Genomic DNA, 25,702 nt, shown 5'->3' on the forward strand with positions numbered 1-25,702 from the left:
AGGAGAGGGGTTAGAAATATAAAAAGACACCCCTCTAATTTCCCATCATACACGAGGCATATCAGAAAGATATGCCTCGTCCTTTTTTTGAGTACTAAATGCAAACCTCAAATAACAACGACCTTTTATGCTTATCCGCAAGTTATTCCCTGAATATCGATTATAATCATGAAATTTTATAGCCTTTATTTGGCAGGAGAAAGATTTTTAGTACTTTTACATACCGAAAAAAAGAACCTAATTACAAAAAAATTATGATATATAAATTCAGAATTGTTTCAGACGAAGTCGACAATTTCAAACGGGAAATATGCATCGATTCCGATGCTTCTTTTCTCGAACTGCACGATGCCATACTCGATTCTGTCGGCTTTTCTAAGGATCAAATGACCTCATTCTTCATTTGTGACGACGATTGGGAGAAAAAAACAGAAATTACCCTGATGGACATGGGGAAAGATTCTGACGAAGATACGTGGATCATGGCGTCTACAAAACTAAGCGACCTCATCGAAGACGAAGGCCAACGATTAGTTTTTGTATTCGATTACATGACCGACCGCATGTTTTTTATGGAATTGAAAGAGATCGAACCGGGAAAAGATTTAGAGACCCCGGTCTGCACACGTAAGGAAGGCAATCCTCCCCAACAAACGATGGATTTCGAAGAACTAGAAAAAAAGAATGTCGCGAATAATTCTTCCGACTTCGATGAAACCTTTTACGGAGATGAAACCTTCGATCCCTCGGAACTCGACGAAGAAGGATTTGCCGATCTGAATATGGACGACGAATACAACAATATGTAACAAAAAACGACAATTCAATAAAAACGAGAAGAATACGAATACCGTATTCTCCTCGTTTTTTATTCTACAATCGTAACGGTGACACGACGAGCACCTCCGCCGTTACGGAACTCACACAAATAAATACCCTGCCACGTACCCAAATCAAGGGCTCGGCCTCTTATCGGAATAGTCACAGAAGCTCCCAATAAAGATGCTTTGATATGTGCCGACATATCGTCGTCTCCTTCGTATATATGTTTAAAATAAGAAGCCCCATCAGGCACGATTCGGTCGAAGAAGGCTGCAAAGTCCAAACGAACGTCTGGATCGGCATTCTCATTGATTGTCAATGCAGCCGAAGTATGCTTGATAAAAAGGTTCAGCAAGCCGTTTTCCGGCAACTGAGGGAGACGAGACAAAAGCTCTTGGGTTATCAAATGATACCCTCTCCCGTAATGCGGTAATCTTATCTCCATTATCTTAACCATCGCTTCATAATTTAATTATTCTACAAATATAATCGACTCAGTGGAAAATCAGCAGGGAATTTATAAGCCACTATCGAAGATATATTTTAAATCTCCGCCTCTGTGTTTTGTTGTCAAACAAAATAAGGGGAAGTATCCGTAGGACGGAGGGCTTAAACACTTATGACGAATAGATTAAACTCTACAAAATCCTATGACAGCATTCCCGACTTCTCATCGAAGTGACTGAAACGTGGTTATAGACAAAAAATTCATCGTTGAAATTTAGGACTCCCTCACAGATTTTCTACTGAACCATATAATCATATTCCGACAATAAAACAATCCACACCGAAACTTGTTATATCCATATAAATAAAAATACCCCACATAACAAAGCCTAATTTAATTTTAAAACTATATGGATATAATCATTCATTTTTTCCGCAGCTATCCCGAGATGGCGATTTTTCTCACTCTGGGTATCGGTTTTTGGATAGGAAGTCTCAAATACAAAAACTTCTCTTTGGGAACCGTCACTTCGGTTTTATTAGTAGGTGTATTGGTAGGACAAATGAACATCGATATTCCCGGTCCACTCAAATCGGTATTTTTCCTGCTATTCCTATTTGCTATCGGATATAGCGTAGGTCCTCAATTTTTCCAATCCTTACGCAGCGACGGAATCCATCAAGTTATATTCGCTTGTATATTTGGCATTGTCTGTATAGGCTCTACCTACTTAATTGCCAAAATCATGGGTTATAATGCAGGTATGACCATAGGTCTGTTTGCCGGAGCACAAACCATATCGGCAGCCATCGGAGTTGGAACAGACACCATCGGTACTCTTGGAATTTCAGCAGAAAAACAACAAGAATGGTTGAATATCATACCGGTTTGCTATGCCGTCACTTACATTTTCGGAACCATAGGCTCGGCTTACATCTTAGGTACACTCGGTCCTCGGTTACTCGGTGGACTCGAAAAAGTAAAAAACGATACCCGGGCACTTGAAAAAGAACTGAAACAAGACAACGAAGAAAACGATCCGGCACTCATGAATGCCAACCGGCCGGTTGTATTCAGGGCCTACAAAATAGAATCGGACTGGTTCAAAACTCCACAAACGGTAAAAGAAATAGAAAAACATATTAAGGAGATGGGAAGAAGAGTCTTCGTCGAACGTGTCCGAATCGATGGAGAAGTCCTCGACATAACCCCAAAAACAGTTCTTAAACAAGGTGATGAAGTGGTTTTAAGCGGAAGACGGGAAACCATCATAGAAGACGAAAGCTGGATAGGGCCAGAAATTTTCGATCCAGAACTATTGGATTTCCCCGTGGAAGATATTTTCGTACTACTTACCAACAAAGAACTTCATAAAAAAACAGTTCGTCATCTCCGTTCGTTACCCTGTATGCACGGAATCATTATCAAACAGATAAAGCGTTCGGGCGTAGAAATACCGGTCTATCCGAAAACTGTATTGTATAAAGGCGACACACTGGAAATCGTAGGGCTAAAACGAGAAATAAGCGAAACAGCCCCCACCTTAGGATATGTCGACCGGCCTACCAATAAAACCGATATGATATTCGTAGGTCTCGGTATCCTCATCGGCGGTATCATTGGAGCTCTAACCATTCATTTAGGTGGTGTTCCTATCAGTTTGAGTACAAGTGGCGGAGCTCTACTCTCTGGGTTATTCTTCGGTTGGTTACGAACCAAACACCCGACCTTCGGACGAGTTCCCGAACCAGCAGTTTGGATATTCAATAACTTAGGTTTGAATATGTTCATCGCTGTTATAGGAATAACCGCAGGCCCCACGTTCCTGTCCGGAATCCGTGAAGCAGGTTTCATGCTATTCATTGCCGGAGTTTTAGCCACTACAATACCGTTATTATTAGGATTGCTTATCGGTGCGAAAGTATTCAAATTCCGACCAGCTATAAATTTAGGCTGCTGCGCGGGAGCCCGTACCACAACTGCGGCGTTGGGAGCTATCCAAGAAAGTCTTGGAAGCACGTTACCGGCTATGGGATACACGGTAACTTATGCTATTGGTAATACTCTGCTCATTTTAGGAGGCGTCGTCTTAGTCCTTCTCTCTGCATAAACAAAAGACATATATAAACAAATACTCGTAACAATTATGAAAAGTCAAGAAAAACTGCCTCGTGCCATGGCCGATTACGGCAAAAGATTCGAACAAGGACTGGAACAGATGAGTCCCTTCGAAATAAAAAACGATCTAATTTCCTATGCCAAAGAGTGCGACCAGAAAGCCGTCTGCCAATTCTTAAATGCAGGTCGGGGAAATCCTAATTGGATAAACACAGTCGCGAGGGAGGCCTTTTTCCTCTTAGGTACTTTTGCTGTCGAAGAAGCAAAACTCACATTTGAACTTCCCGAAGAAGGTATCGCCGGAATGCCTCAAAAAGAAGAAATAGCCAAACGGTTTGAAAATTTTCTCAAACATCACGAAAAAACACCGGCTGCACATTTGTTGAACGAAAGTGTTCAGTTTCTCACGAAAGAAGGCATAAATGCCGATGACTTGATTCATGAATGGGTCGATGGCATCATAGGCGACCAATATCCCGACCCGGACCGTATACTCAAATACACCGAATTGATCGTTGAAAAATATTTAATACAAGAAATGTGCGACCGACAAACATCTCCCGACCACTACGATCTTTTCGCGACAGAAGGTGGAACCGCTGCTATGTGCTATCTTTTCAATTCGCTGAAAGCAAATAAACTGTTATTACAAGGTGACCGCATAGCTCTCATGACTCCTATCTTTACGCCTTATATCGAAATTCCCCAACTAAAAGAATTTAATTTCGACGTAGTCAATATACAAGCCTCACAACTGACAAAAGAAGGCTATCATACTTGGCAATATCCCGAGAATGAATTAGATAAGCTAAAAGACCCTTCTATAAAACTGCTCTGTTTGGTCAACCCGAGCAATCCTCCCTCATACAGTTTAGATGAAGCGACCCACAAGAGAATAATAAAAATCGTACGGGAAAACAATCCCAACCTCATGATTATAACCGACGATGTATATGGTACATTCGTGCCCCATTTCCGTTCTCTTATGTATGAACTACCCTATAACACGGCTTGTGTATATTCTTTCTCAAAATATTTCGGGGCCACCGGTTGGAGATTAGCGACTATCGCTATTGCCCGACACAACGTATTCGATGCTCAAATAGCGCTTCTTCCCGAAAAACAACGAAAAGAACTACACGACAGATACGATAGTATCAACCTCAATCCCGACAAGATTTTATTTATCGATCGATTGGTCGCCGACAGCAGGTTGGTAGCACTTAACCACACGGCAGGATTATCCACACCTCAACAAATACAAATGTCACTCTTCGCTCTCTTCTCTCTTTGCGATATGCAAGACAGATACAAAAACAAATTGCAGAAGATGATAACCAATAGACTGACGGCCATGTGGGAAAAGACCGGATTCAAATTACTTCCCGATAGCTTGCGGGCCGGATACTATTCCGAAATCGATATTATGGTATGGGCAACCCAATTATATGGAAAAGATTTTGCCGAGTATCTCGAAAAAAATTACGAACCACTCGACTTTGTCATTAGATTAGCCAAAGAAGCCGGTGTAGTCGTTCTGAACGGTGATGGATTCGATGGACCTCGATGGTCTATACGAGTATCGTTAGCAAATCTCGATGAAATGAATTACCGAAAAATCGGGACAATTATCGGACATACATTGGAAGAATATGCCCAGAAATGGAAAAATGAAACGACCAAAAAAGAACCCGTTATTTACTAATTAATTTAGATGCAAAAGCCGGAATTTAACCCACCAGCAAAAACGTTTCAGCCAGGAGGTTGATTCCGGCTTAAAATGAACAGTTACATCACAACTTTCTCGACTAAAAAACAGAATGTATGATGAAGAAACCAACGCCATGTGATATTCGAATTTCTCCATACCGTATATATTACGCAACAAAATGGTACGAAACGGATTATCTTCACTCATCTGGCCGAATGTCATAGACACATCGTCGACGGTAATACCGTATGAATCGCCGCAAATAGATACAAATTCATCGATATTCAACTCGGAAAAATTTCGCGGAGGTTTTGAATATTTCTTATACAAAGCCCTTATTATATATTTAGAAATCATAGCACTATAAAAATATCTACCAAAGCTCTTTTAATCTACGGAATAAATATAAGCAGGAATAAGAATACACCCTAATTATCATTTAATTTTTTTCTATGAATTAATATGCACAAACAATCGTTCATAAATATTAACCTATAAACTGTAAATAAAAATAACTTTCTACATTACAAGTAATTATAAAAACATATCGTCTAGAATTTCTCATTTTTCCTATATTTGATTTACTCTTTCCCGAAGGCATTGTATATCATAACTTCCCGGTGATTGATACAAACGCAACCCAAACTCGGCTGTCACGGCTATGGTATGGTCGATCAAATCTGCTACAACGGCCTCATACATCTTCCATGTTTTCTCCGCAGAGAACAAGTAAAGTTCTACCGGAAGTCCTCGCTCCGCCATAGGCAGATAACGTACCATATAAAGCATATCGGGATTGGATTTTCCCATTTGACGTATATAGTTTTCCAAATAAACTCTGAACAACATACTATTCGTAACCCTAAGTTCCTCTGCAAAAAAAGAATTTCCAGAGTTACAAGCCTGTTGAATAGAGTGTAACCGCTGAACAACGAACTCACCGATCAAAAAATGATCCTTAAATCGAAGTAAATCCTCTTCACGGAGAAAAGAAATACTATTTATATCCAAAAGTATCTGCCGGGAGATACGACGCCCCCCTCCTTCAAACATACTTCGCCAATTGGTAAAAGAGCCTGTCACCAAAGCGTATGGCGGAATAGTGGTCGTCGTATTATCAAAATTCAAAACTTTTACTGTATTGAGAGTCACATCTTGTACGATACCGTTAGCATTATATGCCGGAGCCGTTATCCAATCTCCTTTATGTAACATATTATTTGCCGAAAGCTGTATTCCGGCTACAAACCCCAATATCGTATCCCTAAAAATCAACATGAGAATAGCTGCAGATGCACCCAATCCGGCAAACAAACGAGCAGGAGATTGATCTATAATTGTTCCTATTATACTGATAAAACTAATTGAAAATAAGATAACCTGTATGGTCTGCACACCGCCCTTTATGGGATAATGGCGTAAACTTTCCTTTTCATTAAAAATATCGAGAAATGCATTCAGCACACCATTCAAGAATCGAAGAATAAGAGCTATGATATAAACCTTGCATATACGATCGATAAGTATATACCAACTACTCTCTATATCAAACGCCGAAGGCAAAAAGGCATATAGAATAAAAGCTGGAGCCAACGCAGCCAGCCTCGACACCACCTTCTTGTCATATAAATGATCGTCCCATTCAAATTTTGTACGGCGAATGATTGGAAGTAGCAATCTATTTATTAGCAACTTACAAAGCGCATCGCACAAAATGGCTATCAAAACGATCAAGATTACATAAACCACATTATGCCCTGCTTCCGTATTGGCAGAAAATAGATTGGCAACATCGTGCAATATCTTCTCTATTGATTCCAACATACCCATATCGTCATTCTGCAACTGGTTGAGACTCTATTTTCTTTTCTTTTTTCCCGAAAGAAAATCGATAACCTACCGTATAAGTAAATCCAAACGGGGAACTATCCGTTCCAAATCCCGGTATATACCACGGTTGAGAATAAGTATTCTTTTTATGGCTGAACATCAATCGATAACGAACAGTCCACCCCATATAAAAATTTTTATACACTTGCACCCGAAGCCCTCCCAACAGCTCACCCCAGTGGGCCCATGATTTCTGTCCGGTAATTTGTAGTTTTTCAGATTCTCCCCAATAAGGTGACTCTACTAAAATATTATCTATATCATACGTAAAAAAAGAAAAGCCATACCGAATACCGATATAGAAAAAACTCATTGCCGTTTTATTATATCCGAAATTGTAGTTCATTCCTACACGGTTATAAAGAGAAGCTTTATTCCTGTATGTAAAGTTCAATCCCTCGGGAGTATTATCGGCATGTCCGATCCCGATTTCCCATACTGGGAAAAAACGATTATGCAAATCCAATTCTGCCGCTATTTCATAATTGCCATAACTTTGTCCGAATAGATTTGCGATCCCGTCAAGAATGTTGACATTTACGGAGAGACCATTAAGCAAGGGATAAAGATACCCCTTTATTTCTGGCTCTTCCGGCTCCGCAACGACACTATCCGTTTGCACCGGTACAATTTCTCTTTTCGCTGTTGGATCGACAGGTGTGACCCGTCGTTGCGCAACCGACGCAAAGATTACCCCTAAAAACAATATGAAAATTTTACTCCTCATCTGGGGTCTGGGTTTGAACTGTATAAAAAATCCGTATACTCTCCACATTTTTATTCGTGATCTCCGGGACTGTCACAGAAACAGAGTCAAGTATATTACGTGTATACCGACACGTATCGATAACAAAATTATACATCGCCCCGCAATCGATCGACACGAAATAGGGATACGACCGATAAACAAATGTGAGCGTATCGTTATAACGAGGAGACGAAAGACCTTGCTGTTCGTAATGAATGACATATTGCGTCGAGTCTTGTGTAAACCGCAACGGAAGATAAACTTGTGTTACGGCAACCGCCGAATCGAGTAACATAGAATCGGTTGGCTGTCCTATACCGAAAATTGAAATGGAATCGACAGACAAAGCCGTCTCTTGTGCATCATAAGAATAAAATTGAGCCAAAGGAATACTACTACGATTATCCACACAACCGTTACTGCCACAGTTACTTAAAACTAAGCAACACGCACATAAAAATAGAACTCCTTCGATAAAACTCAAAAGTCTTCCCATCTCACCACATCATTAAATGGTTTCCTCTTTCTCTCCGTCTCCACACCCTCGGCAGGATAGCCCAACGGCAAAAGAACCATAGGTTCCCATAAATCGGGCAAATTCAAAATCTTTTTACATCGCTGCACGTCAAAATTACAAACCCAACAAGAACCTAACCCTTGTTCGGCAGCAGCCAAAACTAAATGTTCGGTTGCTATCGCTATATCGACATCACAAAAATCCTTATTATCGGACAAACGCTTCCACGACGTACTATGGTCTCCGCAAACAACTATACACATCGGAGCCGATGCGAACCATTCACGTGGATAACAATCGTACAAAGCTTTTAGCTTTTCCGGGTCACGAACCACGACAAAAGCCCACGGTTGAAAATTCACAGCCGACGGAGCCAGTCTCGCCACCTCCAAAATATATTCGAGTTTAGCCCGCTCGACCTTCGAAGACTTAAAAGATCGCACTGAACCCCTAGCCTTCGCCAGTGTAAGCAAATCGGGACATTCGTTTTCTTTCAAACCGTTCATAAATTCAAGATTACGTTAATTACTTAAATTCGGTTTCTATCTGATAATTATTTCTTTCACTCGAATTTCGAGAAATAAGTTCCCCCAAAAAACCGGCAAGAAACAATTGAGTACCCAAAATCATAGCTGTCAACGCCAAATAGAAATAAGGAGAATCGGTTACCAGCCGATATGGTAAACCATTATATAAACAATATAACTTATTCGCCCCCACAACAATGACAGAAATAAGTCCTAAAAAGAACATCAAACTACCCAACAGCCCGAAAAAATGCATAGGTTTTACCCCGAAACGCGAAAAAAACCATAGCGTAATTAAATCGAGATACCCGTTTACAAAACGATCCAATCCGAATTTTGTCTTACCGTATTTGCGAGCCTGATGATGGACAGCCTTCTCCCCAATCTTATTATATCCGGCATTCTTAGCCAAGTAAGGAATATAACGATGCATATCGCCATAAACCTCTATATTTTTTATCACCTCTTTTTTATACGCTTTCAGCCCGCAATTAAAATCGTGCAGATTTTTTATGCCAGACACTTTACGAGCTGTCGCATTGAACAATTTAGTGGGGATAGTCTTGGATAACGGATCGTAACGCTTTTTCTTCCAGCCCGAAACGAGGTCATACCCCTCGACCGCAATCATACGATACAATTCGGGGATTTCATCGGGGCTGTCTTGCAAATCGGCATCCATAGTAATAACGACATCGCCTTCGGCTCTTTGAAATCCGGTATAAAGCGCCGGAGATTTGCCATAGTTCCGCCGGAATTTCACACCCTTAACACGAGAATTTTTTTCTCGCAACGACTCAATCACTTGCCAAGAGTCATCGGTACTCCCATCGTTAATAAACCAAATTTCATACGAGAACTTGTTTTCCTCCATTACCCGCTCGATCCACGCAGTCAATTCAGGAAGTGACTCCGCCTCATTATATAAAGGGACTATTACCGAAATATCCATATTCCTATTTCTTTGTTTTACTTGACTTAAACCAAACAGAAACGAGCCATGCCATTACTGCCGACAATAAAGAACCGAAAAATACATTCACCCACATTTGCTGAATAACGACTGCCATAGGAGACGGAATATTCCCCTGTTCCAAACCGGTTTTTACAGCCTCCAACAATGAAGGGTCACTTGTCATATTTAATGATTCCAACAAAGTTACAGCAGCCGAAAGCTGAGATTTTATATATTCTGGATTGATATAAACATAATAAATATACTGTGCCAAACCACTGATAAGCGAGGCAAAAAAGAAAAGCAAAATACCCATCATCCACAATTGAGAGAAGTAGCTGCCTCCTTCATTTTGATTACTGAACTTACGCATCATGAAGAAAACTACCAACGGGACAAATAGCAACATTATAGTAGAAACGACATTACAAAAAGGATAATTCAAACTCAACACAGCAAATATAAATTTCACCACGAAATAGAGCCCCATATAGGCTCCCGCTTCCATAGCGAATTGAACGATTCCCTTTTGTGTATTATTCTTCTCCATTAAAATATCGTTTTCCAATGTACATATAGGCTACAAAGGTATCACTTTTGCAGCAATATTTATGTGGGAAAAAGCCAAAAATAGAGATAATATCGACAATATATATCGAAAAGAAAGAGTGCCAAACAATAAGAAAACCTAAAACAAATAAAAGACTTGGCTGTTCCATTGTTTCTGATTACCTTTGAACCCCTTTTTATTAAAGCAGCATGAATAAACGATATGTAATGATTTTCACCGCTATATGCGGTTCTATTTTCTCTTTGCTGGCCGATATGCCCCGAGACTATTATCCCAACTCTCTGGAAGGGAAAAACGGCGCTGAACTAAAAACAGAGCTACATAATCTTCTGAAAAACCATACCCGGCTTCCCTATGGGTCTCGCGATTACAACAGAATAGCATGTACATGGACGGTCTTTAAAAAAAGCGATGTCCGCCCCAACGGAAAAGTATGGGATATGTATTCCAACAATTCTTATAGTTTTTCGAGCGGAGCAACGAAAGGCATGAACATCGAGCACAGCGTACCCAAAAGTTGGTGGGGAGATGCCGCCAATTACAACGAAACCAACGCTCTCACCCGATTTAAATACGACGGTTCCTACGATTTACACCACCTGACACCTTCCGATGCCGATGCCAACATGGCCAAAAGCAATTATCCATTGGGTGTGGTCGATTCTCCTTCGTTCGACAATGGAGTCACCAAAGTGGGAACCGGACAAGCCAACGGTAGAGCAACCAACCTGTTTGAACCCGCAGACGAATACAAAGGCGATTTCGCCCGCATGTATTTATACTTCGTAACCTGCTATCAAGACTATTCATGGAAGTCTTCTGCCCTATCCATGTTCGCTCAAAACAGTTACCCCACACTGAATACCTATGGACAGTCCCTATTACTGAAATGGCATCGACAAGACCCTGTCAGTCAAAAAGAAATAGACCGCAACAACGCCGTATACAGTTTTCAAGGAAACAGAAATCCTTTCATAGACTATCCCAATATGGTAGAGTATATCTGGGGCGACTCGACAAATTATGAATTCAGTTTTTCGGGACAATCCACCTCCGCCCCAAGTATCAGCATATCGAACGACAAAATCGAATTCGGATACATCGGAACCGAAACATCGAAAGATAAAGAGATATACATCAAAGGGAAAAATCTGACAACAGATATTACAGCAAAACTATTGAATAACGATTCGGGAGATTTTTCTTTGGGAATGTCCAATCTGCCGGTTCATGAATTAAACACGACCGGAATCAACCTCGCCATAACCTTTTCTCCCCGGTCGATCGGGACTCGTAATGTGACACTCCGATTATCGAGCGACGAATTATCTGCCCCCGTAGACATAACCATTTCTGGAACTGTACTCTTGTCCGATGCCTCCTATTTGAGAATCATCGACATAAAATCGACCTACAAGAAAAGCGACGAACCAGTGCGCCTGATGCTAAACATGAACTTGGATACACAATGGACTGTGGACGGAAAACCGGCCACACATCTCACTCCTTCCGAATTGTCCGCAGGGCTTCACACAATACAATTCACGACTATTTACGGAACAGGGAAAATGCGTGTACAAATCATAGAATAAAAATTACTATCAATCATGAATGCAGCTAAATATATCCGTTATATCCTAACAATCGCAACAGCCCTCCTTTTCTTTTCGGCCTGTAAAGACGATAAGAACGAGAGTCAACCAACCGACTTTATTTTACGGGTAGACGAGTCGGTATCTATCAAGCTACCCAACTCGACAAGTTATACCATAATGACCAATAACTCCGCAATTTCTTATGAATTGTCGGGAAAAATACTCACAGTGACAGCTATTAAAGAAGGGAAAGCGACTCTAACCGTTATCCTCGACTCAGGAGAAAGCCACAACTACTCGTTTACCATTTCGGCAAACTCTTATCAAATGGGTTTTACTATCGACTCCACGCCCCGAATAGAATCATGGATATCCGGCTCGACCGTCAAAACGGAAGAAACGGCAGGACTCCAAGTGAGCTGCGAGCCCGGCATGGATATAACTGGCTCTCCGACCGGCAAATCGACACGCTCCTATGGATTTACTTATGTCGAAACAGGGAAACTTTTACGATTTTCTGCACAAGGCGATTTTTCCCAAAAAGGGATTTTGAACAACGGAATCATGGCTACCCGTGACAATGACAATACACCCATACAATACGAGACTTGCACGGTTTCCATAGAAAAAGTAAACGATGCCGGGAAGATCTGGTTCACTTTACAATTTACCGACCGAAGCGACATTCGTATTGTTACAGAAATTTTCTAAAAATTTTCATAGCCAAGCACGCACATTAAAAACGGGATAAAATTTGAAAATTTATCCCGTTTTTAATTACATGGGATGCAAAATACAAACTGATAGAATTCATTCGATAACTACCGATTTGCCTCTTTAATGACAAATAACTATCTTCGCCCCACAAACTCATACCGGAAAACACCCGATCTATGGACGAAAAGGACAAAAAAATAGCACGCCTCGAAGAGCTGCTACAATCTATCAAAGATAATATCGACGAAACCGAATCTGTATTGGATTCATTATCCAATAGTGAATTACAAGCCGAAAACGACAATGATTTACCGGACGACGAATTTGATCGTTTACTCGACGAGTTTATTCAAAGTCAATTATCAGAAGAGGAGACGGAAGATGAAGAAGAAAGCGATAATTCCCCGTCTAATACCAGCCATCATATCATCTTTAAAAATACTTTTTTCTCCATATGCGACACAAAAGAACAAATACCCAAAGATTCACTACGCACACAATTCGGTGTTGACGAAGGAGAATATCTATTCATTTCGACAGAATGCATAGGACAAAACGAATCTGCTACAATAGATGCTTGGGACGAAACTTTTTTAGCAGAACTAATTGCCCCCGATGGAAGCTCCTACATAGAAACTCAAATTTCCATGCCGATCGACACCGAAAACTACGCCAGTCCATCGGCATATTTCGCTCTTCCTGAAAGAGAAAACAGAGAAGGCTCATGGATTTACTGCCTATCCCGACTCTCCGACAAAGAAGAATATACAACCAAAAGTGCGACTTTTATATCTTTGCCCCAAAAATACGACGAATGTTTCGAGGTAAACAACTATCTATTGTTCAAAAACGAAAGCATCGCTCCCGACCCAGACCGTCCTATCATCTCCTACACAAGTATAAACCCTAGTATACATAGCAACTATTATATCGGATTCTGCGGGATAAGCAAACTAAAAGACACGGACAAATCGTATGAATATGAAATAAAAATCCGTACTCAAACCGGATTAACCAAATACGAAACGGTCGGAACTTTCATTTCACAAGACGACGAAGAAAGAAACCGGCTATGGACATTCCAAGAACCCGTCGACTTCTCGGATTATGAAAACGGAGAATATGCCGTCGAGATCTATTTCTTAGGAGAAAAAGTATTGAATGCCCCGTTTCGCATTGGAAACGAAGAAGAAGGAGAATATAATCTATTCAACATACAGACACGTCCCCCGATCGGAGAAAAAAAAGAGATAGACCCGACAAAAGAAAAAGACGCCATGGACTCTTTACAAGAGATGATCGGGCTAAACAATCTGAAACGGAGCATTGCCGAACATCTCAACTATGTAAAACTATTGGCCGCACGCAAAAGAGCCGGGTTAAAAGCCTCGATACCACCTCTTCACATGGTCTTTACCGGAAACCCGGGAACAGGGAAAACAACCGTTGCCGATTTTATCGGTGAGATTTTCCACAAAATGGGGTTACTCGAAAAAGGTCACGTCATACGTACCGACCGTAGCAAATTAGTTGGCAAATGGTTGGGAGAGACCGAACAAAAAACCGAAGCTGCCATCGAAGCCGCCAAAGGAGGGGTCCTTTTCATAGACGAGGCTTACAGTCTGTTTACCAATGACAAAGATGGAGACAAACGCGACTTCGGAAACAGAGTCATAGAAACATTATTACCGAAACTGTCGGACGACAACTTCGGGACAATCGTTATTCTCGCCGGATATCCAGCAGAAATGAAACTGCTTTTGGAATCGAACCCCGGCTTGCAATCCCGATTTCCTTTTACATTTCACTTCGAAGATTATTCACCCGAAGAATTATTGGAGATAGCCGACCTCACCATACAACGCGAAGGGTACGAAATAACCGACTCTGCTCGTCAAGCCCTATTAGAACTGATAAAAAAAGACCATCGAAACAGAGACCGCCATTTCGGGAACGCCCGCTATGTCAACAGACTTATCTCTTCGAAAATACTTCCGGCTATGGCCACTCGTTTGGCTCAAAGCGGAATATACGATTCGGGGAATCCCGACAAACGGTCGCTCGTCACCATCGAACAAGAAGATATACCCGATAATACCGATGAAAAAATAATCATATCTTCGGAGAAATTCGATGAACAAACCATAGATGAATGCTTAACCCGACTCGACAGAATGATCGGATTATCCAATGTAAAAGCCGCAATCCATAACTTTGTAAAGATCGCCCGGCTATTACACGAGAACGGAAAAAATTTCTTTGGGGAAATCCCTTTGAAATGGAGCTTTGCTGGAAATACAGGAACCGGGAAAAGCACAGTCGCTGAAATTATGTCCGACTTACTGAAAGCCATGAACATACTCGGTAACGGACAATTTATAGAAATAAAAGGAGAACAGCTCTACAATGTCCCCGACTATAAAGTGGACGAAGTTCTACAAGATGCCATGAAAAAGTCACGACAGGGACTTTTATTCATCGATGGCGACTCTCCGAAATTCAAAAATGCATACAACACATTCGATAGCGAACAACTACGAATCAAGTTGGCAGGATACACCTCTGCCCTGCCCGGAGCTCATGCTCTCATCATTGCCGAAAACCGGGCTCCCCGGCAAGATTTGGTAGAACAGTTAATTGGCAACGGCGCTCACGAAGTCGACCACACTTTAATTTTCGACGACTATACCTCGGAAGAGTTATTCGAAATCCTGAAACAAATGCTATCGGACAAAGATTTCTCTTTTGAACAAAAAGCAGAAAGTATCATGCAGCATTACATAGAATACCTTTGTTCCGACCAATATTCTTGTTATGCAAACGCCCGAACCATGAAAATCATATCGCGAACCATTATGCAAAACGCCTATCTCCGACTCGGTGAGGCGGGCATAAAATTTTCACGAAACAGAATCACACATGCCGATGTAGCTTGCTTTGAAATAGATGAGAGACAGACTCTTAGAAATAGAATCGGCTTTTACTGAAAAGACCTCTAAACTATTTCATAGACGAAACCTTATTTTTGTATTGAGGATTCCGATCCAACCAGACTGTCGCATACCGGCATGTCGCAGCCGGAAGTAAGTCATGATCAAGCGCATAGTCATAAGCCGCCTTCACCAAAGCGGCAGCGATACCCCGCCCTTCGATTTCCCGGGGGACAATCGTGTGTTCTATATTCAAGCAACCATCGACAAGATCATACGACACGTATGCTGTTTTCCCGTCAGCGACAGTCTGAAACTGTTTTCTCGACAAATCATGTATTATTTCCATAAGAAGAATTTTTTAATTGTACAAATATACATATCCGTTAAGATATGTAGCCAAAAGAAGCCACAAGAAATATGGCACAAATAACAGTGCCGCCGCTTTCTCTTTTCGATATGCCCTTGATATATAAATCCACACTAAAATATCGAGTAATAAAATATCTATCAATCCCAAAAACGGATTTCTAAATGCGAAAAATAATAAGCTCCATAAGAAATTAACGACTAACTGTATCCCCCATAACACCGACAAGGTTTTATTCGCACCCCTTTCTATCAAGCGCCCCAATGAAAGTCCCATACAAATATAAATGATACTCCATGCAATAGGAAAAGCTCCATTAGGCGGAGTAAGAGCCGGTTTATTCAGCAATGGATACCACTCAGAAATAGAATCAGACTGAAAATAACTGGCCGACAATCCTACTGCAAAACACAATAGTATAGGAAGGAGATAAAATGCGAATCTTTTCATAACCAAGACATTTAACAACAATAGTTGTAATTTAAACACATATAAATAATTAAAGTTCTTGGATATTCCGGCTCTGTCGATAATTAATGGGGATTACCCGTTTTATACATCTAACTCCTCAATCAAAGATTATATGATATCTTCTCAATCCCTCCGTCACTTCGTGCCACTTCTCCTATGGCTGCGCCACACCCCTCAATGCCACTGGACATGGCAGGGGAGAAAGACAAATACGATCCGTCTCATTCGATAAATAATGAGATAGAAGGGTATTAAACCTCCTCCTCTGTGTTTTGCGTAGCAAAATATAGGGGAGGTGGCACGTAGTGACGGAGGGGTTAGAAAATACCCGCAGTGAAAATAACAAAATCAACCCTCATTCACTAACATTTAGGGCTATCCCCATGAATTTTCTACTGAACCTAAAAATCGACTGAGCCCCGATATTCCAAAAGAAGAATGCCTGAAATCTAAAAATAAAAGGACACTCTTTTTAGAGTGTCCTTTGAGCCGATAGAGGGATTCGAACCCACGACCCCGAGATTACAAATCACGTGCTCTGGCCAACTGAGCTATATCGGCAGGTGGGTAAGCTATCTACATCGCGCCGCTACAACCGGCTACCCTTGCTGTGGTCAAACCCTGGGGGATTCACAGGGAGCTGGCCGTATAGGACTTACCCGGGCACAAAAGTAGATATTTTTTCTTAGATAACAATAGCATTCCACAAAAAAATACACAAAATTTTCTATCTACTTAGAAACGAAAGAATTAAAAAAAACATATTTCACAATAAATTTTTTCTCCATAATTTTATAGAAGTCTTGGCCTGTATTGTTCCTAAAAAAATTTACATTTGTATCCTATAAATAATAGTCCATTCACAAAAAAGGAATCATGTTGCAAAAAATTAAAGAGCGTATACTTGCCGGCGGAGAAATTACCCCCGACGAAGCATTAGAATTAGCACAAAAAGCCATTCGTTCGGACCTATATGCTGCTGCCGACGAAATCCGTAAAAAATTCTGTAATAAAACGCTCGATACTTGCTCGATCATCAATGCCCGTTCTGGTCATTGTCCCGAAAACTGCAAATGGTGCGCCCAATCGGCCCATCATCACACCCAAATAGAAACATACGACGCTATACCCATACATGAAGCTATATCCATTGCCCGTTTAAACGAACAACAAGGAATAAAAAGATTGTCTTTGGTCACCAGTGGGAGAAGGATAAAAGCCTCGGAAATAGACTATTTCTGCGATATTTATCGAAAAATGGGAGAAGAAACCCACTTACACCTTTGCGCCTCTATGGGACTATTGAAACGAGAAGAATTAGAAAAACTGAAAGCCGCCGGAGTAAAACGCTACCACTGCAACTTAGAAACAGCCTCGTCCTATTTTTCCGAGCTATGTACCACACATACCATTGAGCAAAAAAAAGAAACGATTCGGACAGCCCAAGAGTTAGGAATGGAAATCTGTTCCGGTGGAATCATCGGTATGGGAGAAACTATGAAACAACGCATCGAATTGGCTTTTGAACTAAAAGAATTAGAGGTCTGTTCGGTTCCCATGAATATCTTGAATCCCATACCGGGAACACCTTTGGAACACATGCCCCCCATCAGCGACGAGGAGATTTTAGTTACAATCGCAATTTTCAGATTCATACTGCCACGGACGTTCATTCGGTTTGCCGGAGGGCGGGCGAGATTATCCAGAGAAACACAAAAGCAAGCACTATCGGCCGGAGTAAACGGACTATTGATGGGCGACATGCTCACAACGCTGGGATCGGGAGTAAACGAAGACAAATCATTAGCCCGAGAAGCGGGATACGATCCTCTATAATATAATAAAAAGCCTGTCGCATGCGACAGGCTTTTCTCGTTTATCCAAATTCCCTGTTCTTCACAGAACATTCCATTTCAGTCACTTGGTTCCAGTTGAAAAACTTGCTCTACCGATTTATTGAATACTTGGGCTATTTTCAACGCTAACACCGTAGAAGGCACAAATTTACCAGTCTCGATTGCATTGATGGTTTGTCGGCTCACCCCTACTACATCGGCCAAATGCTGCTGGGTTATACGAAGTTCGGCACGCTCCACTCGTATTCTATTCTTCATCTCTCAACGACTTTTTAAGTTTCCACAATTTCATTTCAAAGACAATCAAGAAAATAATAATATTCGTAAACATATTAAAGACCAAGACATTCAAAAACAGAAGCTCGTAACAAAAAAGAGATAAAATAATCAAAACAGACGAATTGATATACAAGGCTATCAACAACGAGTTCAATCTTATCCGCCCGATTAATTCATCTTCGACTCTCTCACGTGAACATGCCACAAATAAACAACCCAAGCAAATGCCTATAATGGCGACATTATTCAATATTTTTCCAACCCAATCCGAAGTCAGTACTCTTTTCATAGCCAAAGGAATCCATTCGGGTAGCAAGAAAGATGGAAAACCATTATAACCGTCTATCGTCATCAGTACTCCCAGCACAAATGTTGGAACCAGAATAATCCAGCCGACTTTCTTAAAGCCATTAGGCAACAAAAAGATTTTTTCCATAATAACAATTATTTTAAGTAATCGATAAAAGAAATAGCTATGGCACAAATGTAAAGTATATTTTACATATGGACAAATATAAGCGACTTTTTTTTACAAAAAATCTTACAGAAAAGCTATGAAGCCTCTGAACACTTCCAACATGGCGTGGGAATCTTCATTCAAACCTATTATCTAAAAAAATGGATTTTTCCCGCAAGACTCTGCACTTCCGACCAAATGCTTAACAGTCTTGCAATAACGGATAATGTCGGCGTTTGTGTGTTGTGTTTCAGGTAGATAGATAGGATAACAAGATTGGTAAAACTCAAGACTTTTGTATCATTGAGCACAATCAAACTTTGCAAAGGTAAAACTTTATTCTTAAACTCAAACTTTTTAGGGTTATTTTTTTGACAAAAAAGATTTTTAACCCGATACAAGCCTTAGAATTCGAAAAAAGAATAAATTAACAATGCAAAGCACTCGCGCAATTTTTCTATTACACCCTAAATCGTTAAAACTTTCATGAAGACTGCTCTTTCCCATTTGTCCAATCACAACATTTATCGTAAATTTGACTGGTATTTAATACAAAGTAATGATCAGCTACTTACAAATAGAAAATCTTACAAAGTCGTTCGGAGACCGAATTCTCTTTGAAAATATATCGTTAGGTATCGGTGAAGGAGACCGAATAGGATTAATTGCCAAAAATGGAGCGGGGAAAACGACTTTACTGAATATTCTGGCGGGGAAAGAAAATTATGACAGTGGAAACATTGTATTCCGGAATAATTTACGGGTAGGATACTTGGAACAATCCCCCTCCTATCCGCCAGAACTCACAGTTATACAAGCCTGTTTCCAGTCCGACAATGACACTGTTCGTTTAATAGCCGAATACGAACAGGCCCTACAAACCGATGATCCTATCGGCCTACAAGAACTGCTCGACCGCATGGACCACTACAAGGCATGGGATTACGAGCAAAGAGCCAAACAAATTCTTTCGCAGCTCAAAATCAATAACTTCGATCAGCCTGTAAAAGAATTGTCCGGCGGACAACTGAAACGACTGGCGTTAGCCAATGTCTTAATTACCGAACCCGACTTGCTCATTCTCGATGAACCGACGAATCATCTGGACATCGATATGACCGAATGGTTGGAAGAATTTTTACGCCGCACCAACATAACCCTATTGATGGTCACGCACGATCGCTATTTTCTTGATCGAGTATGCAATCAAATTGTCGAAATCGACAATCATACACTATACAACTATAACGGTAATTACAGCTACTATCTTGAAAAACGGGAAGAGCGCATAGAAATACATAATGCCGAAATCGACCGGGCCCGCAATTTAATGCGGACCGAGTTGGACTGGATAAGGCGACAGCCGCAAGCCCGGGGCACAAAAGCAAAATACCGTGTGGATGCTTTTTATGAATTACAAGCGAAAGCCCGTCAAGAAAAATCAGACGGGCAAGTACGGCTCGAAGTAAAATCGTCATACATCGGTTCAAAGATATTCGAGGCAAAAGGTATCTGTAAAACATTCGGAGACCTAAAAATAATCGAGAACTTCGATTATACTTTTGCCCGCTATGAAAAAATGGGTATCGTAGGTAACAACGGAACCGGAAAATCGACCTTCATCAAAATGCTCGTCGGTGAAATTCAACCCGATCGAGGACGATTCGATATAGGAGAAACGGTAAAGTTCGGCTATTATAGCCAAGATGGGTTACATTTTAATGAACAGATGAAGGTCATCGATGCCGTAAGAGATATAGCAGAAGAAATTTCACTTGGCGACGGACGTAAGCTGTCCGCATCTCAATTCTTGCAGCATTTTCTCTTTACCCCCGAGACACAACACAGCTATATATATAAATTAAGTGGAGGAGAACGCCGACGCCTATATTTATGTACGATACTCATCAGTAATCCCAATTTTTTGGTACTGGACGAACCGACCAACGACTTGGATATCGTTACTCTTAACGTCCTTGAAGATTATCTCCGTAATTTCAAAGGGTGTCTCATTGTCATCTCCCACGACCGATATTTCATGGATAAAGTAGTAGATCACCTACTTGTGTTCAAAGGAAACGGAGAACTAAAAGACTTTCCCGGTAACTATACCGATTATCGTGAATGGAAAGAAACACAGGAACAAAAGGCTAAAAGCGAACAGGCAGAAAAAGCAAAGCAAGACAATAAAAAGACTACTGCCGAAAAAAGAAATACATCTGACAATACCCGACGACGCCTTTCTTTTAAAGAGAAAAAAGAGCTGGAACAATTAGAAATGGAAATCGCTGCGCTGGAAGAAGAGAAAAAAACAATCGAAACGAACCTTTGCAGCGGAACCTTAAGCATAGAGGAACTCACGCTGCAATCCAAAAGATTGCCGGGAATCAACGAAAACCTCGATGAAAAGACATTACGCTGGCTCGAACTAAGTGAAATCGAAGGGTAGTTATATACAAAAGGCGATAGACCGTATCTCTATCGCCTTTTGTTATATCACATGCTCAAACCTCACCTTTGAAAATAAGCGTATTTCGGTTCTGTGGGTTTATAAGAATCATCGTCCCACAAAGTACTGGTAATCATCAAATCGGCACTGTATCGGTTGCAAGCGATAGGCACATTGTGTACTCTACACTGACGAAGCAACATCTGTATATCGGCCTCGTGTGGTTGAGGATTCAAATCATCGATCAAAAAGATAGCCAAATCGACTTGATGACGAACCACCAATGCGGCAATTTCGGCATCTCCCCCCAACGGACCCGAATTCATACAAGTCACATCGGCCGGAATATTCAATTCGTCGAATGCCTCCTTAATCAATCGGCCGGTAGTACCTGTACAAACCAAATGGTGATGAGACAACAACTCGGCATTATGTTTCACCCACTCTACCATATCGGCCTTACGATTATCATGCGCCACTAGCGCGATAGTTAATCTTTTTTTCATAGCTTTATTTTTTTAAGATTGAACAGTTTGAAATTTTTGTCTGATTTTCCGTTGATGTATCCACAAGGCCATAACAGCTATCACGAATGCGATAAAATCAGAGATAGGCATACTCAACCAAACTCCGTTCGTAGACCAGTAAGTCGGTAAAATCAACAACAACGGCAATAAAAACAATAATTGTCTCGATAAGGATAAAAATATAGATACCGGAGCCCTACCTATCGACTGAAAGAAATTGGAAATTACAATCTGGCAACCGACAAACGGGAACATGGCGCAACTGATACGAAGACCGGTCACAGACAAATCGACCAACTCCTCGCTGGTTGTAAACATCGCTACAATAGCATGGGGAAATAATTCGCTCAATACAAAGCCCACCGTAGTAACGACCACACCCGCCGTAATCCCATATCGCAATGTTTTGCGAACACGGTCATATTGCTTGGCTCCATAGTTATACCCCACGATAGGCTGCATTCCCTGTGTGATTCCCATAACGATCATAACGAACAACATCAAAGTACGGTTCACAATACCATAAGCACCGATAGCCAAATCTCCACCAGTATGTTGCAACGCATTATTAATAAAAATCACCACCACACAGGCACAAACATTCATCAAAAAAGGAGACATGCCTATGGAAAATATTTTAGCGACTACCCGCACTTTCAACCGGGAGTACCGACGGTCAAAATGAATAAAGTTTTTTTTGTTCGCAAAATGAACGAGCACCCACACCATAGCGACAGTCTGAGACACGACTGTTGCCAACGCTGCACCCCGTATTCCCCAATCGAATGAAAATATAAATATCGGAGCCAAAATAATATTACACCCCACAGTCAACAATGACGAAAACATTGCCTTACGAGGATACCCCGTAGCCCTCATTACGTTATTCAGCCCTATAAACACATAAGTTATAGGAGTCCCCAGTAAAATTACTTGCATGAAATCACGAGCATAAGGCAATGTATCGTGGCTTGCCCCGAAAAACAATAATATGGAATCAAGAAATAAAAAAGTCAAACCGCCAAAGCAAACAGCATTGATTATACACATAATCAAAACATTATGTACGACCTCCGTTGCTCGCACTTTATCTTTCTGGCCTAAAAAAATAGAACTGATAGTAGCACCGCCTATACCGACCAATGTACAAAAAGCGACTACCAAATTCATCAACGGGAAAGTAATTGCCAAACCTGCGATAGCCAATGCACCCACCCCATGACCTATAAATATACTATCTATAATATTATATAGCGATGTAACAGTCATCGCTATAATAGCCGGTACAGAATACTGAATCAACAACTTGCCAATCGGCTCGGTTCCAAGTATCAACGGCGAATTACGCTCTGCCATAATCTCTAATTTCACAATTACGATACAAAGGTACGAATTATTCAGGAGCTAAAACAGGAGCATAAGCATTTTATAACATAAAGATACTTCAAATAGCTACGCCCTATATTTTTCACATAAAATATTATTGGTCCATTCAACTATCATAAAAAATAAAAATATCTGAAATCAGAACCGTTTTTTGAGACTTCTTGTTATATTTGAAATACTTTATCTATATTTGTAGAATATAGGATACGGTTCAGCAGAGCCAATTCGGAAATATGATTTCCGTTTGCCCCTGCACTCACCTTTCGCTATGTTTGTCATGAAACCATTAATTAAATAGAATTATGAAAAAGTTTTTATTCTTGGTTATATTGAGTTTGACTTTATTTTCCTGCGAGGGTCCTATGGGACCACAAGGTCCTCAGGGAGTTCCGGGCGAAGGAATGTTTTGGAAGTACTACACCTACACAGTAAAATCGCAAGACTGGCAACTTGTGACATCGCCCGACGGATTAAATACGTATTACATGTATGAGTTCCAAAATAAAGATATTACAGACGATTTGTATATCGACGGATATGTCTTGGGGTACTTGGTACAATCTCCGGGGGCAGACAACGAAGTCATCACCCCTCTACCTTATACGATACATAAAGGCGAGGCAGACGGGGATAATGCGCTGCTTTGGACCGAAACTTACACCTACGATTACATGCCGGGAAGCGTAGCTTTTTATGTGCAATACAGCGATTTTATCGAGCAACAGCCCGGAGATATGGTATTTCGTTTAGTCCTTAATAATTAATAACCGTCTTTTCGATTCTTCGAAATAAAAATAAACGAGGCCATCTTTAATAAAGAAATGGCCTCGTTTATTTTATGTAGCAAACTAATGATTCAACAAGCCTTAAAGCTCATATCGAGACCTTTTACCGAATGAGTGAGAGCACCCACCGAGACAAAATCGACACCACTCTCAGCGTAATCTCGAATCGTATCGAAAGTAATACCTCCCGAAGACTCTATTTCATATTTCCCACCCACAATTTTCACAGCCTCTCTTGTCAATTCAGGCGAGAAATTATCGAGCATAATACGGTCCACACCGCCCACTCGCATAACCTCTTTCAATTCGTCCAAATTACGCACCTCTATCTCAATTTTCAAATCCTTGCCTTTGGCCTTTAAATAATCATGACAACGAGAGATAGCGTTCTCTATACCACCGGCAAAATCCACATGATTATCTTTCAGCAAAATCATGTCGAACAATCCGATACGATGATTCACGCCACCACCTATCTTCACAGCCTCTTTTTCGAGCATACGCATGCCCGGAGTTGTCTTGCGGGTATCGAGAATGCGAGTATGCAATCCTTCGAGTTTTTTCACATACCGGTGAGTCATCGTAGCGATACCGCTCATGCGCTGCATCACATTGAGCATAAGACGCTCGGTTTGCAATAATGATTGTACGCGTCCTTCGACCACAAAAGCCACATCGCCGGGTTTTACCGCAGTCCCGTCCTCGATATAAACCGTCATTTTCAAATCGGGATCGAATCGGTGGAATATTTTTCGGGCAATCTCTACTCCGGCCAAGATACCCGGCTCCTTGATCAACAACCTCGACTTCCCCATCGCCGTATCCGGGATACAACACAAAGTAGTGTGGTCACCATCTCCTATATCTTCGGCAAAAGCCAAATCTATCAATTCATCTATCAACTGCTCTTTCGTTTTCATACACCAATAGTTTTTTATTCTTATGCAAAAATAGCACAATCCGGGAGAAGGTACAAATAAATTTGATTATACCGAGGATAACCAATTTCCACATTATAAAAACAACACGATGCAAACGTTCGAACAAGTTTGATTTTACTCTTTGTTTATATTAATTTTGCAACAAATTTAAATTCTTCATGAAGATAGTGCTATTGGTTGTCGGGAGAACAGTCGAATCTCATTTTATACAAGGAATCGAAGAATACAGCAAACGATTGGCCCACTATGTGCCGTTCGAAATCGCTGTCATTCCCGAACTCCGCAACACCAAAAGCCTGAGTACCGACCAACAAAAAGAGCGAGAAGCCGATTTCATCTTAAAAAGTTTCCTGCCCGGCGACTACATTGTCCTGCTCGATGAACATGGAAAAGAATTTACCTCCACGCAGTTCGCCTCCTATTTGGAAAAGAAAATGTCAAACGTTGCCAAACGCTTGATATTTGTCATTGGCGGCCCTTATGGTTTTTCCCAACGCATATACAATACGGCACAAGAAAAAATTTCTCTTTCAAAGATGACCTTTTCCCACCAGATGATTCGCCTCATCTTCACCGAACAACTCTATCGGGCTATGACTATTCTCAATAACGAACCCTATCACCACGAATAA

At 40.9% G+C, this 25,702-nt stretch carries 25 protein-coding genes and 1 tRNA gene; 10 read left to right on the forward strand and 16 right to left on the reverse strand.

All coding sequences use genetic code 11. The features are described 5' to 3' along the window. Nucleotides 1-254: 254 nt before the first annotated feature. On the forward strand, nucleotides 255-809 hold the full coding sequence (locus tag NBH06_RS05110) for an IS1096 element passenger TnpR family protein (RefSeq protein ID WP_008861650.1): 555 nt from the start codon (nucleotides 255-257) through the stop codon (nucleotides 807-809). Between the two features lie 59 nt (nucleotides 810-868). Here NBH06_RS05110 and NBH06_RS05115 read toward each other — a convergent pair whose 3' ends face one another. Further along, nucleotides 869-1,279 carry a secondary thiamine-phosphate synthase enzyme YjbQ gene (locus NBH06_RS05115; protein WP_195491193.1) on the reverse strand — a complete coding sequence of 137 codons (411 nt, stop codon included), beginning with the start codon at nucleotides 1,277-1,279 and terminating at the stop codon, nucleotides 869-871. Between the two features lie 400 nt (nucleotides 1,280-1,679). Between NBH06_RS05115 and aspT the strand changes: the two genes are divergently transcribed. Further along, complete coding sequence (gene aspT, locus NBH06_RS05120) at nucleotides 1,680-3,380, forward strand: aspartate-alanine antiporter (RefSeq protein WP_008861648.1); 1,701 nt, start codon at nucleotides 1,680-1,682, stop codon at nucleotides 3,378-3,380. Between the two features lie 36 nt (nucleotides 3,381-3,416). Beyond that, the gene (locus NBH06_RS05125; protein WP_502800945.1) at nucleotides 3,417-5,093 is read left to right on the forward strand and encodes a bifunctional aspartate transaminase/aspartate 4-decarboxylase; all 1,677 of its coding nucleotides are present in this window, start codon (nucleotides 3,417-3,419) and stop codon (nucleotides 5,091-5,093) included. On the opposite strand, the gene NBH06_RS05130 is transcribed toward NBH06_RS05125, so the two are convergent. The 7 genes from NBH06_RS05130 to NBH06_RS05160 form a co-directional block, all read right to left on the reverse strand. Then, complete coding sequence (locus NBH06_RS05130) at nucleotides 5,094-5,456, reverse strand: hypothetical protein (protein ID WP_250793114.1); 363 nt, start codon at nucleotides 5,454-5,456, stop codon at nucleotides 5,094-5,096. 213 nt (nucleotides 5,457-5,669) lie between these two features. Further along, complete coding sequence (locus NBH06_RS05135) at nucleotides 5,670-6,923, reverse strand: mechanosensitive ion channel family protein (protein ID WP_250793116.1); 1,254 nt, start codon at nucleotides 6,921-6,923, stop codon at nucleotides 5,670-5,672. Nucleotides 6,924-6,933: 10 nt separating this feature from the next. Then, a complete protein-coding gene (locus tag NBH06_RS05140; protein ID WP_250793118.1) occupies nucleotides 6,934-7,716 on the reverse strand; it encodes a DUF6048 family protein in 783 nt (260 codons plus the stop codon). Next, a complete protein-coding gene (locus tag NBH06_RS05145; RefSeq protein ID WP_046415715.1) occupies nucleotides 7,706-8,233 on the reverse strand; it encodes a DUF6452 family protein in 528 nt (175 codons plus the stop codon). The genes NBH06_RS05140 and NBH06_RS05145 overlap by 11 nt, the downstream gene beginning before the upstream one ends. After that, a complete protein-coding gene (locus NBH06_RS05150; RefSeq protein WP_250793120.1) occupies nucleotides 8,218-8,760 on the reverse strand; it encodes a nitroreductase family protein in 543 nt (180 codons plus the stop codon). Before NBH06_RS05150 ends, NBH06_RS05145 begins: the two co-directional genes overlap by 16 nt. Nucleotides 8,761-8,779: 19 nt before the next feature. Continuing rightward, a complete protein-coding gene (locus NBH06_RS05155; RefSeq protein WP_008861641.1) occupies nucleotides 8,780-9,733 on the reverse strand; it encodes a glycosyltransferase family 2 protein in 954 nt (317 codons plus the stop codon). A gap of 4 nt (nucleotides 9,734-9,737) precedes the next feature. Then, nucleotides 9,738-10,286, reverse strand: a complete 549-nt coding sequence (locus NBH06_RS05160; protein WP_195241866.1) for a DUF4199 domain-containing protein — start codon at nucleotides 10,284-10,286, stop codon at nucleotides 9,738-9,740. Between the two features lie 209 nt (nucleotides 10,287-10,495). On the opposite strand from NBH06_RS05160, the gene NBH06_RS05165 reads away from it, so the two are divergent. The 3 genes from NBH06_RS05165 (at nucleotide 10,496) to NBH06_RS05175 (ending at nucleotide 15,606) form a co-directional block, all read left to right on the forward strand. After that, nucleotides 10,496-11,899 (forward strand): endonuclease I family protein, encoded by a 1,404-nt coding sequence (locus tag NBH06_RS05165; RefSeq protein ID WP_250793122.1) that lies wholly within the window; start codon nucleotides 10,496-10,498, stop codon nucleotides 11,897-11,899. 15 nt (nucleotides 11,900-11,914) lie between these two features. After that, nucleotides 11,915-12,613 carry a hypothetical protein gene (locus tag NBH06_RS05170; protein WP_250793124.1) on the forward strand — a complete coding sequence of 233 codons (699 nt, stop codon included), beginning with the start codon at nucleotides 11,915-11,917 and terminating at the stop codon, nucleotides 12,611-12,613. Nucleotides 12,614-12,795: 182 nt separating this feature from the next. Continuing rightward, nucleotides 12,796-15,606, forward strand: coding sequence for an AAA family ATPase (locus NBH06_RS05175; protein WP_250793126.1), 2,811 nt, complete (start codon nucleotides 12,796-12,798; stop codon nucleotides 15,604-15,606). Nucleotides 15,607-15,619: 13 nt separating this feature from the next. Here NBH06_RS05175 and NBH06_RS05180 read toward each other — a convergent pair whose 3' ends face one another. From NBH06_RS05180 to NBH06_RS05190, 3 genes are all read right to left on the reverse strand, one after another. Then, nucleotides 15,620-15,898 (reverse strand): GNAT family N-acetyltransferase, encoded by a 279-nt coding sequence (locus NBH06_RS05180; RefSeq protein ID WP_195331452.1) that lies wholly within the window; start codon nucleotides 15,896-15,898, stop codon nucleotides 15,620-15,622. A gap of 12 nt (nucleotides 15,899-15,910) precedes the next feature. Beyond that, the gene (locus NBH06_RS05185) at nucleotides 15,911-16,369 is read right to left on the reverse strand and encodes a TspO/MBR family protein (protein WP_008861635.1); all 459 of its coding nucleotides are present in this window, start codon (nucleotides 16,367-16,369) and stop codon (nucleotides 15,911-15,913) included. A 508-nt stretch (nucleotides 16,370-16,877) separates the two neighbouring features. Then, a tRNA-Thr gene (locus NBH06_RS05190) sits at nucleotides 16,878-16,951 on the reverse strand. 315 nt (nucleotides 16,952-17,266) lie between these two features. Between NBH06_RS05190 and bioB the strand changes: the two genes are divergently transcribed. Continuing rightward, nucleotides 17,267-18,226 carry a biotin synthase BioB gene (gene bioB / locus NBH06_RS05195; RefSeq protein WP_155012653.1) on the forward strand — a complete coding sequence of 320 codons (960 nt, stop codon included), beginning with the start codon at nucleotides 17,267-17,269 and terminating at the stop codon, nucleotides 18,224-18,226. A 77-nt stretch (nucleotides 18,227-18,303) separates the two neighbouring features. Here the strand turns inward: bioB and NBH06_RS05200 are convergent, their stop codons facing one another. Further along, nucleotides 18,304-18,504 carry a helix-turn-helix transcriptional regulator gene (locus tag NBH06_RS05200; protein WP_021892654.1) on the reverse strand — a complete coding sequence of 67 codons (201 nt, stop codon included), beginning with the start codon at nucleotides 18,502-18,504 and terminating at the stop codon, nucleotides 18,304-18,306. Then, complete coding sequence (locus NBH06_RS05205; RefSeq protein WP_021892655.1) at nucleotides 18,494-18,961, reverse strand: hypothetical protein; 468 nt, start codon at nucleotides 18,959-18,961, stop codon at nucleotides 18,494-18,496. Before NBH06_RS05205 ends, NBH06_RS05200 begins: the two co-directional genes overlap by 11 nt. A gap of 580 nt (nucleotides 18,962-19,541) precedes the next feature. Here NBH06_RS05205 and NBH06_RS05210 point away from each other — a divergent pair. Then, nucleotides 19,542-21,431 (forward strand): ABC-F family ATP-binding cassette domain-containing protein, encoded by a 1,890-nt coding sequence (locus NBH06_RS05210; protein WP_250793128.1) that lies wholly within the window; start codon nucleotides 19,542-19,544, stop codon nucleotides 21,429-21,431. Between the two features lie 62 nt (nucleotides 21,432-21,493). Here NBH06_RS05210 and NBH06_RS05215 read toward each other — a convergent pair whose 3' ends face one another. Next, the gene (locus tag NBH06_RS05215; protein ID WP_008861630.1) at nucleotides 21,494-21,937 is read right to left on the reverse strand and encodes a methylglyoxal synthase; all 444 of its coding nucleotides are present in this window, start codon (nucleotides 21,935-21,937) and stop codon (nucleotides 21,494-21,496) included. 12 nt (nucleotides 21,938-21,949) lie between these two features. Then, nucleotides 21,950-23,314: an MATE family efflux transporter gene (locus tag NBH06_RS05220; RefSeq protein WP_008861629.1), complete on the reverse strand. Its 1,365-nt coding sequence runs from the start codon at nucleotides 23,312-23,314 to the stop codon at nucleotides 21,950-21,952. A 332-nt stretch (nucleotides 23,315-23,646) separates the two neighbouring features. Here NBH06_RS05220 and NBH06_RS05225 point away from each other — a divergent pair, with 332 nt between their 5' ends. After that, nucleotides 23,647-24,108 (forward strand): hypothetical protein, encoded by a 462-nt coding sequence (locus tag NBH06_RS05225; protein ID WP_008861628.1) that lies wholly within the window; start codon nucleotides 23,647-23,649, stop codon nucleotides 24,106-24,108. 92 nt (nucleotides 24,109-24,200) lie between these two features. Here NBH06_RS05225 and nadC read toward each other — a convergent pair whose 3' ends face one another. Then, a complete protein-coding gene (gene nadC, locus NBH06_RS05230) occupies nucleotides 24,201-25,049 on the reverse strand; it encodes a carboxylating nicotinate-nucleotide diphosphorylase (RefSeq protein WP_008861627.1) in 849 nt (282 codons plus the stop codon). 179 nt (nucleotides 25,050-25,228) lie between these two features. Between nadC and rlmH the strand changes: the two genes are divergently transcribed. Then, a complete protein-coding gene (rlmH, locus tag NBH06_RS05235; RefSeq protein ID WP_250793130.1) occupies nucleotides 25,229-25,702 on the forward strand; it encodes a 23S rRNA (pseudouridine(1915)-N(3))-methyltransferase RlmH in 474 nt (157 codons plus the stop codon).

This window comes from Barnesiella sp. B2-R-119, from assembly GCF_023656675.1.
GTDB lineage: Bacteria > Bacteroidota > Bacteroidia > Bacteroidales > Barnesiellaceae > Barnesiella > Barnesiella intestinihominis.

Excerpts from the sequence above, each read along its gene's own strand:
- NBH06_RS05210 (WP_250793128.1), top strand. The coding sequence starts at position 19,542 with ATGATCAGCTACTTACAAATAGAAAATCTTACAAAGTCGTTCGGAGAC.
- NBH06_RS05170 (WP_250793124.1), top strand. The coding sequence starts at position 11,915 with ATGAATGCAGCTAAATATATCCGTTATATCCTAACAATCGCAACAGCC.
- rlmH (WP_250793130.1), top strand. The coding sequence starts at position 25,229 with ATGAAGATAGTGCTATTGGTTGTCGGGAGAACAGTCGAATCTCATTTT.
- NBH06_RS05130 (WP_250793114.1), bottom strand. The coding sequence starts at position 5,456 with ATGATTTCTAAATATATAATAAGGGCTTTGTATAAGAAATATTCAAAA.
- NBH06_RS05200 (WP_021892654.1), bottom strand. The coding sequence starts at position 18,504 with ATGAAGAATAGAATACGAGTGGAGCGTGCCGAACTTCGTATAACCCAG.
- NBH06_RS05115 (WP_195491193.1), bottom strand. The coding sequence starts at position 1,279 with ATGGTTAAGATAATGGAGATAAGATTACCGCATTACGGGAGAGGGTAT.
- NBH06_RS05185 (WP_008861635.1), bottom strand. The coding sequence starts at position 16,369 with ATGAAAAGATTCGCATTTTATCTCCTTCCTATACTATTGTGTTTTGCA.
- NBH06_RS05135 (WP_250793116.1), bottom strand. The coding sequence starts at position 6,923 with ATGTTGGAATCAATAGAGAAGATATTGCACGATGTTGCCAATCTATTT.
- NBH06_RS05150 (WP_250793120.1), bottom strand. The coding sequence starts at position 8,760 with ATGAACGGTTTGAAAGAAAACGAATGTCCCGATTTGCTTACACTGGCG.
- NBH06_RS05220 (WP_008861629.1), bottom strand. The coding sequence starts at position 23,314 with ATGGCAGAGCGTAATTCGCCGTTGATACTTGGAACCGAGCCGATTGGC.
- NBH06_RS05175 (WP_250793126.1), top strand. The coding sequence starts at position 12,796 with ATGGACGAAAAGGACAAAAAAATAGCACGCCTCGAAGAGCTGCTACAA.
- NBH06_RS05225 (WP_008861628.1), top strand. The coding sequence starts at position 23,647 with ATGAAAAAGTTTTTATTCTTGGTTATATTGAGTTTGACTTTATTTTCC.
- bioB (WP_155012653.1), top strand. The coding sequence starts at position 17,267 with ATGTTGCAAAAAATTAAAGAGCGTATACTTGCCGGCGGAGAAATTACC.
- NBH06_RS05145 (WP_046415715.1), bottom strand. The coding sequence starts at position 8,233 with ATGGGAAGACTTTTGAGTTTTATCGAAGGAGTTCTATTTTTATGTGCG.
- nadC (WP_008861627.1), bottom strand. The coding sequence starts at position 25,049 with ATGAAAACGAAAGAGCAGTTGATAGATGAATTGATAGATTTGGCTTTT.
- NBH06_RS05155 (WP_008861641.1), bottom strand. The coding sequence starts at position 9,733 with ATGGATATTTCGGTAATAGTCCCTTTATATAATGAGGCGGAGTCACTT.
- NBH06_RS05140 (WP_250793118.1), bottom strand. The coding sequence starts at position 7,716 with ATGAGGAGTAAAATTTTCATATTGTTTTTAGGGGTAATCTTTGCGTCG.
- NBH06_RS05180 (WP_195331452.1), bottom strand. The coding sequence starts at position 15,898 with ATGGAAATAATACATGATTTGTCGAGAAAACAGTTTCAGACTGTCGCT.
- NBH06_RS05110 (WP_008861650.1), top strand. The coding sequence starts at position 255 with ATGATATATAAATTCAGAATTGTTTCAGACGAAGTCGACAATTTCAAA.
- aspT (WP_008861648.1), top strand. The coding sequence starts at position 1,680 with ATGGATATAATCATTCATTTTTTCCGCAGCTATCCCGAGATGGCGATT.
- NBH06_RS05165 (WP_250793122.1), top strand. The coding sequence starts at position 10,496 with ATGAATAAACGATATGTAATGATTTTCACCGCTATATGCGGTTCTATT.
- NBH06_RS05205 (WP_021892655.1), bottom strand. The coding sequence starts at position 18,961 with ATGGAAAAAATCTTTTTGTTGCCTAATGGCTTTAAGAAAGTCGGCTGG.
- NBH06_RS05215 (WP_008861630.1), bottom strand. The coding sequence starts at position 21,937 with ATGAAAAAAAGATTAACTATCGCGCTAGTGGCGCATGATAATCGTAAG.
- NBH06_RS05125 (WP_502800945.1), top strand. The coding sequence starts at position 3,417 with ATGAAAAGTCAAGAAAAACTGCCTCGTGCCATGGCCGATTACGGCAAA.
- NBH06_RS05160 (WP_195241866.1), bottom strand. The coding sequence starts at position 10,286 with ATGGAGAAGAATAATACACAAAAGGGAATCGTTCAATTCGCTATGGAA.